Origin of the sequence: uncultured Intestinimonas sp., assembly GCF_944387245.1 — a bacterium.
GTDB lineage: Bacteria > Bacillota > Clostridia > Oscillospirales > Oscillospiraceae > Intestinimonas.
This window is the reverse complement of the sequence record NZ_CALXEE010000136.1, coordinates 1-2,597: the sequence shown is the minus strand read 5'-3', so window position 1 is coordinate 2,597 and position 2,597 is coordinate 1. Positions and strand designations below refer to the sequence as shown.

Below are 2,597 nucleotides of genomic sequence, written 5' to 3'. Positions count from 1 at the left end.
AAACGAGGCGCTTCCCGCAAGGGAAGCGCCTCGTTTTCCGTCAAAATAACAGTATTCAAAGCCCGTTGATGAAGTCCGCTGCCGCCCGATAATCCGCCTGGAACACGCCGGTGATGTGGACCGTGGTCCCGTTGGAGAGGTCCAGGCGCACATGGGCCTCCTCCGCTCCGCCGGTCACAAAGGTGACGGTATGGGCCGTTCCGCCGGCAGACGCCAGCTGGACCGCGGCCTCAAAGCCCGGGGCGCTGTTTGCCCGGCTGGTCTTTTCCTCCGCCGCTCCGGCGAAGGAGAGCTGGTCTAGCAATTCCTTTAACTCCGCCGCCTGTGCCCCCTCCAATGTCAGCGTCTGGCCGTCCTGCCGGGTGGCCCGGACCGTTTCATACCCGTCCAGGTCTCCCACATAGTCAGCCAGGGCGGACCTGGCCTCCGCCGGTCGGCCCCACCAGAGCAAGGCAGCCGCAAGAAAGAGCACCGCTATTATCCCTGACAGCAGCCACAGCGTCCTTTTCCCATTCCGGAATGCTTTCGTCACCGTCCGCACCGCCTTTCATGGATCTGGTAACACCAGTATAGCCCATTTGGTGCTGTCGTTCAACATGCTTTGTGCCTATTACATCACAGAGTCCCGCCGCCGGAGGAGCCACACAACCGCCCGGTAGCACAGGAACATACCCCCAGCGAAGAGAGCCAGCATGATAAGTCCAAAGAGAGAGGACACTACACCGCCCACCACATAGTGGAGCCCCCAACCCAGGCCGTGGACAAAGAGCCCGGCAAAGCCTACCACCGAGGCCACCGCTCCCGCTCCCACGCTCAGCACACCGGCCACCCCGGCGCCGGCGATGAGGGTCAAAAGGCACAGCAGCAGACCTCCGGCCAAGGCGACGCCCCCCACCGCCAGGGGGATGGCGATGGGCGCCCCGCATAAAGCCAGCACGACAAGCCACACCGGCCACCGCCGGTGCTGAGAGACCGGCTCCTCCCGGATCTCCCACGGCCCTTTTTCCATTCTTCCATCTGTGATCGCCCGCATGGCCATCCTTCCTTTCTCTGTTTTCAGCTCTATTGTAGTCCAGTTTTCTTAAACCAAGAGAAGATAAGGATTAAGATTGTTTAAAATCTCGGTCTTGAACCGTTTTCAAAAATCATCCAATTCTTTCCGTCAAAATACCATTGAAATCCACTAGGTTTTGTGGTATTTTCTTTACAGATTTATCAGTTGTAAAATCTGTCGATTTGTTATAGTATATAGGGTACGAAAAAATACGCCCCCGGTGGGTTCCGGGGCTATGAGGTGAACCTATGAGCCTTCGCATCGGCATCGACATCGGCTCCACCACCGTCAAGGTCGTGGTGCTGGATGAGGACAACAAACTCCTGTTCCGCTCCTATGAGCGGCACTATTCCAAAGCCCGGGAGCGGGCCTGCGAGACCCTCCACTCCATCCAGGACAAGCTGACCGGAAAGGACGTAAAGCTGGTCATCACCGGCTCCGCCGGACTGGGCGTGGCCAAGGCCGCCGGCATCGACTTCGTCCAGGAGGTCTACGCCACCGCCGCCTCCGTCAACACCTACATCCCCGGCACCGACGCCGTCATCGAGCTGGGCGGCGAGGACGCCAAGATCATCTTCTTCGGCGGTGCTCTGGAGGAGCGCATGAACGGCTCCTGCGCCGGCGGCACCGGCGCCTTCATCGACCAGATGGCCTCCCTGCTCAACGTCACCATCGACGAGCTGGATGCCCTCTCCCTCAAGCACGAGAAGATCTACCCCATCGCCTCCCGCTGCGGTGTCTTTGCCAAGAGCGACATCCAGCCCATCCTCAACCAGGGCGGGCGGAAGGAGGACGTGGCCGCCTCCATCTTCCAGGCCGTGGTGGACCAGACCGTGGCCGGCCTCACCCAGGGCCGTGAGCTCAAGGGCAAGATCGTCTTCCTGGGCGGCCCCCTCCACTTCCTCATGGGCCTGCGGCAGCGCTTCGTGGAGACCCTGAAGCTGGACGAGGAGCACGCCATCTTCCCCGCCGACGGCGACTGCTTTGCCGCCATGGGCGCCGCCCTGTGCTCCACCGACTATGTGGAGCGCCCCTTTGACGAGGCCCTTAAGCTGCTGGAGGAGTCCGTGGAGGCCAAAAACACCATGGACACCCTCCTCCCCCTCTTTGACGGCCCCGAGCAGTATGAGGACTTCACCGTCCGCCACAACGCCAACCATCCCCCCGAGGTGGACGTGAGCACCTACACCGGCGATGCCTGGCTGGGCATCGACGCCGGCTCCACCACCACCAAGATGTGCCTCATCGCCCCCGACGGCGGCCTCCTCTACACCTACTACCACTCCAACCTGGGCAATCCCGTGGCGGTGGTGCTGGAGCAGCTCAAGGAGATCTACAAGCTCTGCGGCGACCGCATTACCATCAAAGGCGCCGCCGTCACCGGCTACGGCGAGGATCTGGTCAAGAACGCGTTTGGCTGTGACCTGGGCCTGGTGGAAACGGTGGCCCACTACAACGCCGCTGCCCACTTCAACCCCGACGTGGACTTCATCATCGACATCGGCGGCCAGGACATGAAGTGCTTCAAGATCCGCAACGGCGC

3 protein-coding genes are annotated in these 2,597 nt (G+C 61.4%); 1 reads left to right on the top strand and 2 read right to left on the bottom strand.

Annotated features, from left to right (window positions below; genetic code table 11):
• Positions 1-55: 55 nt before the first annotated feature.
• Positions 56-472 (bottom strand): hypothetical protein, encoded by a 417-nt coding sequence (locus Q0K15_RS11075; protein WP_294515904.1) that lies wholly within the window; start codon positions 470-472, stop codon positions 56-58.
• 138 nt (positions 473-610) lie between these two features.
• Entirely contained in the window at positions 611-1,033 is a 423-nt protein-coding gene (locus tag Q0K15_RS11070) for a hypothetical protein (protein ID WP_294515903.1), read from the bottom strand.
• Between the two features lie 269 nt (positions 1,034-1,302).
• On the opposite strand from Q0K15_RS11070, the gene Q0K15_RS11065 reads away from it, so the two are divergent.
• Positions 1,303-2,597: acyl-CoA dehydratase activase (locus tag Q0K15_RS11065; protein WP_294515902.1), on the top strand; the 1,295-nt coding region annotated here is incomplete at its 3' end.